The sequence below is a fragment of the Brevibacterium permense genome, assembly GCF_025506275.1.
Classification (GTDB): Bacteria; Actinomycetota; Actinomycetes; order Actinomycetales; family Brevibacteriaceae; genus Brevibacterium; species Brevibacterium permense_A.
Genome location: NZ_QYCP01000076.1, coordinates 69141 through 76303 on the forward strand (window position 1 = coordinate 69141; position 7163 = coordinate 76303).

Genomic DNA, 7163 nt, shown 5'->3' on the forward strand with positions numbered 1-7163 from the left:
CCGACACCACAGGCGCCACTGCCGCGGCTGCGCGTTCGGCCCTTTAGATCGCACAACCGTTCACCCGCTAGAAATAGGAGAAATCGTGCCAAACACACTCTTCATCGACGGACAGTGGGTTTCAGCCGTCAACGGTGGAACCCGAAAGATCCATAACCCGGCCGACGGCAGCTTCGTCGCCGAGGTGGACGAAGCCAGCCCCGAAGACACCGAGCTGGCGATCAAGGCCGCTCGCCGCGCCTTCGACTCCGGCGTCTGGTCGTCGGTTCCCGCCGGCGAACGCGGCGATCTGCTGCTGAAGTTCGCCGCCGTTCTGCGTGAGCGCAAGGACGAATTCGCGCGTGCCGAGTCCCTCGACACCGGCAAGCGCTTCGTCGAATCGCAGATCGACATGGACGACATCGCGAACTGCTTCGACTACTTCGGCAAGCTCGCCGCAAACGATGCCGGTCGCGTCGTCGACGCCGGAACCGACACCGTTGCATCGAAGATCGTGCACGAGCCCGTCGGCGTCTGCGCGCTCATCACCCCGTGGAACTACCCGCTGCTGCAGGCCGCGTGGAAGATCGCCCCGGCCATCGCCGCCGGAAACACCTTCATCCTCAAGCCTGCAGAACTCACCCCGCACACCGCGATCCTCACCATGCAGGTGCTCGAAGAGCTCGGTCTGCCGGCTGGAGTCGGCAATCTCATCCTCGGTGCGGGTGCCGATGCCGGTGCCCCGCTGTCGACGCATGAGGACATCGACATGGTCTCGTTCACCGGTGGCCTCGTCACCGGTCGACTGCTGTTCCGCAACGCCGCCGACTCGATCAAGAAGATCGCCCTGGAGCTCGGCGGCAAGAACCCGAACGTCATCTTCGCCGATGCCGACTTCGATGCGGCTCTGGACAATGCACTCAACGGCGCCTTCGTCCACTCCGGTCAGGTGTGCTCGGCCGGCGCCCGACTCATCGTCGAAGAATCCATCGCCGAGGAATTCGTCAACCGCCTCGTCGAGCGTGCCGAGCAGATCCGCCTCGGCGGTCCCTTCGATGAGAACGCCGAGACCGGTCCCCTCATCTCCGCAGCACACCGCGACAAGGTGCATGCCTACGTCGAGAAGGGCATCTCCGAAGGTGCGCGTCTGCGCTGCGGCGGCAAGTTCGGTGAAGGCGACCTGGAGAACGGGTTCTACTACCTGCCGACCGTGCTCGACCAGGTCAAGCGCGGAATGTCCGTCGTCTCCGATGAGGCCTTCGGTCCCGTCGTCACCGTCGAGACCTTCTCCACCGTCGATGAGGCAGTCGAGATCGCCAATGACACCTACTACGGTCTGGCCGGAGCCGTGTGGAGCCAGGACGCGGGCAAGACCCAGCTGGTCGCTCAGCGTCTGCGCCACGGCACCATCTGGATCAACGACTTCCACCCCTACCTGCCGCAGGCCGAGTGGGGCGGTTACAAGCAGTCCGGCTTCGGTCGCGAGCTCGGCCCCACTGGTCTGGCCGAATACCAGGAAGCCAAGCACATCTACCAGAACCTCGAGCCGGCCGTCACCGGCTGGTTCCCCGATCACACCAAGTGATCCGCCGCAGCCTGTAGACGAATACCGCAGTACAAGGAGAGATGAACAGTGAAGACTACTCATAGCTTTGATTACGTCGTCGTCGGCGGCGGCTCCGCCGGCGCAGCGGTCGCGGCCCGGCTGAGCGAGGACCCCGAAGTCACCGTCGGACTCCTCGAAGCCGGACCCACCGACACGGATAAGGACGTCGTCCTTGAGCTCAATCGGTGGATGGAGCTCCTCGAATCCGGCTACGACTGGGACTACCCGATCGAAGAGCAGGAGAACGGCAACTCGTACATGCGCCACGCTCGCGCCAAGGTGCTCGGCGGCTGCTCCTCCCATAACTCGTGCATCGCCTTCTGGGCTCCGCGCGAGGATCTCGACGAATGGGAAGAGAAGCACGGCGCAGCCGGATGGGGTTCGAAGGACACCTTCGGCCTGTACAAGAAGCTCGAGAACAACGAGCTGCCCGGCGACCACCACGGCCATGACGGCCCCGTCCGTCTGATGAACGTGCCCCCGGTCGATCCCTGTGGAGTCGCGCTCCTCGATGCCTGCGAGCAGGCCGGCATCCCTCGCGTGCAGTTCAATGAGGGTGAGACCGTCATCAACGGTGCGAACTTCTTCCAGGTCAACCGCAAGGACGACGGCACCCGGTCGTCCTCCTCGGTGTCCTACCTCCACCCGATCCTCGACCGTGAGAACCTCACGATCCTCACCGATACCCAGGCCAAGGAGCTCGAGTTCGACGAGGACGACAACTGCACGGCTGTGCTCGTGGTCAACAACGCCTTCGGCAAGACCAACCGGATCGAGGCGAAGAAGGAAGTCATCGTCTCTTCCGGCGCGATCAACACCCCGCAGCTGCTCATGCTCTCGGGCATCGGCCCGAAGGCCCACCTCGCCGAGGTCGGCATCGAAGCTCGCGTCGATTCGCCGGGAGTCGGTGAGCACCTGGGCGATCACCCGGAGGGCGTCATCTCCTGGGAGGCCAAGAAGCCGATGGTCGAAGATTCCACCCAGTGGTGGGAGATCGGCATCTTCTCCCCCACCGAGGAGGGCCTCGACCGTCCGGACCTGATGATGCACTACGGCTCGGTGCCCTTCGATATGCACACCCTGCGCCAGGGCTACAAGACCTCGGAGAACTCCTTCTGCCTCACCCCGAATGTCACTCATGCGAAATCGCGCGGCACCGTGCGCCTGCGCTCGAAGGACTTCCGTGACAAGCCGAAGGTCGATCCCCGCTACTTCACCGATCCGGAAGGCCATGACATGCGCGTCATGGTCGCCGGCATCAAGAAGGCCCGCGAGATCGTCTCCCAAGACGCCATGTCCGAATGGGCCGGCGAGGAGCTGTTCCCAGGCAAGGACGTCCAGACCGACGAGCAGATCGCCGACTACATCACCCGCACCCACAACACCGTCTACCACCCGGTCGGCACGGTGCGCATGGGAGCTCACGATGACGAGATGTCGCCGCTCGATCCGCAGCTGCGGGTCAAGGGCGTCAATCGTCTGCGGGTCGTCGATGCCTCGGCGATGCCGGAGATCACCACGGTCAATCCCAACATCACCGTGATGATGATGGGTGAGAAGTGCGCGGAGATGATCAAGAACGGTCAGTGATCTGACCTGATCGCCGTGTGCTCAGATCACCGAGGCGGCCCTGCGCTGATTCGATGGCCTGAGTAGGAACTTCGGCCCAGAAACGAGACGACGAAGGGGGCGCTGCATGTGCAGCGCCCCCTTCGTCATGCCGGGTCGCGCCGACCAAACTGTCGCTCCGGGTCGCGATGACCAGGCTATCGCTCTGCGCCAGGTGATCCGCCTCAGCCGGCGTCGTCGTCCTGTCCTGGGTCGCCGCCCTTACCTTGGCTCGAGCTGCCCGAACGGCTGCCGGTGCGGCTGGCCAGTGTCCCATCGCGCCGGCCCTTCTTCCCACGAGAGATCTCAATGTAGGGGTCACGGAACTTCGGTGCCGGTTCCACCGCTTGAGGTTCGGTGACGACGTCCTCATCGTCGTCGTATTCGTGTCCGAACTGTTCGTCACCGCCTTGTCGACGTTCGACCTCTTCTGGGGGCAGGACTTTCTTCCAGCGACGCATGCGCACACGTGGCAGAATGCCCGCGTCCTCACGCAGGGCGCGCATGAGGGCGTAGATCTGGAAGTAGGCGATGATGAAGAACGGCAGACCGACGAGGATGATCGTCGACTGCAGAGCCTCGAGACCGCCGGTACCGGAGAACACCAGAAGTGCCGCGGTGACGACGGCGACGGCAAGTGCCCAGAAGATTCGCTGCGGCAGCGGGTTGAAGTCCTCGTGGCCGTTGTTCATCGTGTCGACGACGAGTGCTGCGGAGTCCACCGAGGTGACGAAGAAGATGATCACGAGGACGATCGCGATCACCGATATCGGCCCGGCCAGCGGGTAGTGGTCGAGGAACGCAAACAGTGCTCCGGGGATGTCGCCTTGGTCAACGACTCGGTCGACCAGTCCCCCACCCTGATTGAGTTCGATGTCGAATGAGGCATATCCGAAGATGCCGAACCACAGGATCGAGAAAGCCGAGGGGATGGCGAGCACGCCGATGACGAACTGGCGGATGGTGCGTCCGCGGGAGATGCGGGCGATGAAGATGCCGACGAACGGCGACCACGTGATCGTCCACGCCCAGTAGAAGACCGTCCAGGTGTTCTGCCAGCCGGTGTCGGCGAATGTGTCGTTCCACAGCGCGAGTTCGGGCAGCTGCTGGACGTAGGTGCCGAGGGATTCGAAGACACCCTTGGCCATGAACAGGGTCGGACCGAAGACGACGATGAAGATGAGCAGCAGCACCGCCATGACGATGTTGAGGTTCGACAGGACCTTGATGCCTTTGTCGAGGCCGAGCGAGACAGAGATCGTGGCCAGGCCGCAGACGACGCCGATGATGATCAGCTGCCACAGGGCGTTCTCGGGGATGCCGATGACCTGGGCGAGGCCGCCGTTGATCTGCAACGTGCCCAGACCGATTGAGACGGCGATGCCGAAGACGGTGCCGATGATGGCGACGACGTCGATCGTCTTACCGATCGGTCCATGGATCTTCTCGCCGAGGATGGGCTGGAAGATCGAGCTTACCCGCGGCGGCAGGTTCCGCTTGTGGATGAAATAGGCGAAGCACAGCGCGGGCAGGGTGAAGATCGCCCAGGTGTGCAAGGTGAAGTGGTAGTAGGTGAAGTTCATGGCATCGACCGCCGCGGCGGGCGTGCCCGGTTCGATTCCGAGGGATCCGCGGGGTGGGTCGCCGAAGTGGCTGACGGGTTCGGCAACGCCCCAGAACATGAGAATCGAGCCGATGCCGGCGGCGAAGAGCATGGCGAACCAGGCGCCGTTGGAGTGTTCCGGGGGTTCGTCGTCGGGGCCGAGTTTCGCACGCCCGTACCGTGAGGCGGCGATGTAGATGAGGAACGCGACGAAGACTGTGACGCCGAGGATGTAGAACCATCCGAGATTCGTCAGCAGCCAGTCTGAGGCGACCGAAACGCCGGCGTCGAGCTGATCGGTGAAGAAGATCGTCCCGAGGACGAAGATGATGATCACGGCCGCAGAGGAGAAGAAGATGGCCGGGTTTGTGCGGAGTCGAAGTGCGTCGTGCAGCTTATCGAGCATGGCGTACCTTCCGTAGGATCGTGACGTACACACTACAGAAACATCACTTGTTTTCAACAAAATTCGTTGTCACGAATCCGTGTCGATGTCCTCGGGTGAAATCACTCGCCGAGGCGGGCCTTCCCATCCGAATCCGGATCGTTTGCGATGCCCAGGTCCGAGAACAACGAGACGGTGCCCGAACCGTGAGTGGTTCGGGCACCGTCTCGTCTGACTCAGGCCGGAGGTGTGTCAGTGCTTCGGAGCGTCGGGGTCTCCTCCGTCATCGAGAGGATCGCCCCTCCGGTCGCCCTGAGCGTGTGGGTCTTGAGTGCCGCGTCGGTCGACTCGAGGATCGTGCTCCTCGGCCAGCGGCTCCTCAGCGCTGGGCCGGACTCCGTTTTCTGGCGGTTGTTGGCCCGCGCGGATGTCCTGCTCCGCGTACGGATCGCGACGCGCCGTTTCCTGAGGGACAGGCTTGTCCGGACGAGGAGCATCCTGCCGACCAGGCTGTTCGAGATAGGCGTCATTCCGGTGACCAGTCTGATCTGGACGAGATGCGTCGTGCTGAACAGGCTGTTCCTGGCCGACATCGTTGCGCCGGACCGGCTCATCAGGACGATGTCCGGACTGTTCTGTGTACTGATCGCCATCCGGATCGGTCTGCCGGACTGGCTGTTCAGGACGTGCGCCATTCTGCTCCTGCTCACCATGCCGATGCCCGTCTTGCGGTACGTTTTCGTCGGGACGGTGCTCAGTCCGGTCGCCCGGCGACGCACCATGAGCTCCAGCCGCGGCTGCCCCAGCAGCACCGGCGCTGTCTGCACGACGAGCCTCTCCGGCGTTCTGAGGTGTATCGGGGTCCAGTTCGTCGGCACGCTGCAGCTTACGGTCGTGCTCGAGCCGTTCTGTCCTCACAGCTTCTTCGCGCTTCGCGGCCCCAGAATCCAGCTGCTCTGCCTCAGCCGCCTGACGATCAGCCTCGGCAGCTCGAGCGTCGGCCTCAGCCTTTGCGCGCTTTGCATCTGCCCTCTGCTTCTCGACTTCAGCCTCTCGTGCACGAACATCATGTTCGGAGTCAGCAGCTTCCTGCCGAATCTGAGCGGCTTCTTGCCGCTGGTGTTCGCGCTTCTTCGCTGCCGCCTTACGGCTGACTGCGATGATGATCCCGGCGATGATCAGGACCACGACGATTGCGACGACGATCCAGATGATGGTTGATGCGTTCATGCGGTCTCTCCCTTGCTGTCTATTCGGATGTCGCTATTGACTTTCATCCGGCGCAGCGGACAGTTTCATCGTGACATGCAACACACCTGTCGACAAGCATTTGAGCTTCGGAGGGAGAACGCGTCGCCTACCCACCGGCGGGATCGAGGCAGTCGGCCACCGGGCTGAGGGCCATCATGAGACCGCCGGGATGAACGTCAGATCGGATTGCCGCGTTCCATCAGTTCCATGACGATCCATTTGGCCAGATCTTCCGGATGGACAGTGAGCATATGCGGCAGACGCAGCGTCCGTCGGCGGTCAGGGGTATCGGGAGTTCTGATGCTCACGTCGATATAGGAGCTGACGTTCACCTTGGTGATGTGCACTTCCAGGATGCGGGCCCAAGGCACGCCTCCCTCGGGGAAGCCGTCGATAGCGGCCCACAGACCGAAGTCGCTGACGATCAGTTGTGGAGCAGGTGGACTCGACCGGCGCCATCCGAACAGACCGGCAGGATTGCGCAGAAACTGCTTCGTCCGATTGAAGCCGATCGTGACCTCGCCGTCGCGCGCGAGTTCGGCACTGAGAGCGTCGATTGTCGTCGTCTCCATACCTTCTCCTCCTCCCCTAACTACTACCTGACCGGGGGCGCAGCAACCCCGCGCCAGGTAGCAGAGCCCCCATCAGGTAGCAACAAACACGGGCATCACACCCACACGTGAATACAGTAATGGCCCCGCCCAAAACTGGACGAGGCCATCACCCCAAAA

5 protein-coding genes are annotated in these 7163 nt (G+C 62.9%); 3 read left to right on the top strand and 2 right to left on the bottom strand.

The genetic code is table 11. The annotated features are described in order from the left end of the window. Nucleotides 1-85 precede the first annotated feature (85 nt). Nucleotides 86-1564 carry an aldehyde dehydrogenase family protein gene (locus D3I60_RS04620; RefSeq protein ID WP_262774959.1) on the top strand — a complete coding sequence of 493 codons (1479 nt, stop codon included), beginning with the start codon at nt 86-88 and terminating at the stop codon, nt 1562-1564. Nucleotides 1565-1612: 48 nt separating this feature from the next. Further along, nucleotides 1613-3175 (top strand): GMC family oxidoreductase, encoded by a 1563-nt coding sequence (locus D3I60_RS04625; protein WP_262774961.1) that lies wholly within the window; start codon nt 1613-1615, stop codon nt 3173-3175. 203 nt (nt 3176-3378) lie between these two features. On the opposite strand, the gene D3I60_RS04630 is transcribed toward D3I60_RS04625, so the two are convergent. Next, nucleotides 3379-5202, bottom strand: coding sequence for a BCCT family transporter (locus D3I60_RS04630; protein WP_262774963.1), 1824 nt, complete (start codon nt 5200-5202; stop codon nt 3379-3381). Nucleotides 5203-5436: 234 nt separating this feature from the next. Between D3I60_RS04630 and D3I60_RS04635 the strand changes: the two genes are divergently transcribed. Beyond that, nucleotides 5437-6402, top strand: a complete 966-nt coding sequence (locus D3I60_RS04635) for a hypothetical protein (protein WP_262774964.1) — start codon at nt 5437-5439, stop codon at nt 6400-6402. A gap of 206 nt (nt 6403-6608) precedes the next feature. Here the strand turns inward: D3I60_RS04635 and D3I60_RS04640 are convergent, their stop codons facing one another. Next, entirely contained in the window at nt 6609-7004 is a 396-nt protein-coding gene (locus D3I60_RS04640; protein WP_262774965.1) for a hypothetical protein, read from the bottom strand. Nucleotides 7005-7163 lie beyond the last annotated feature (159 nt).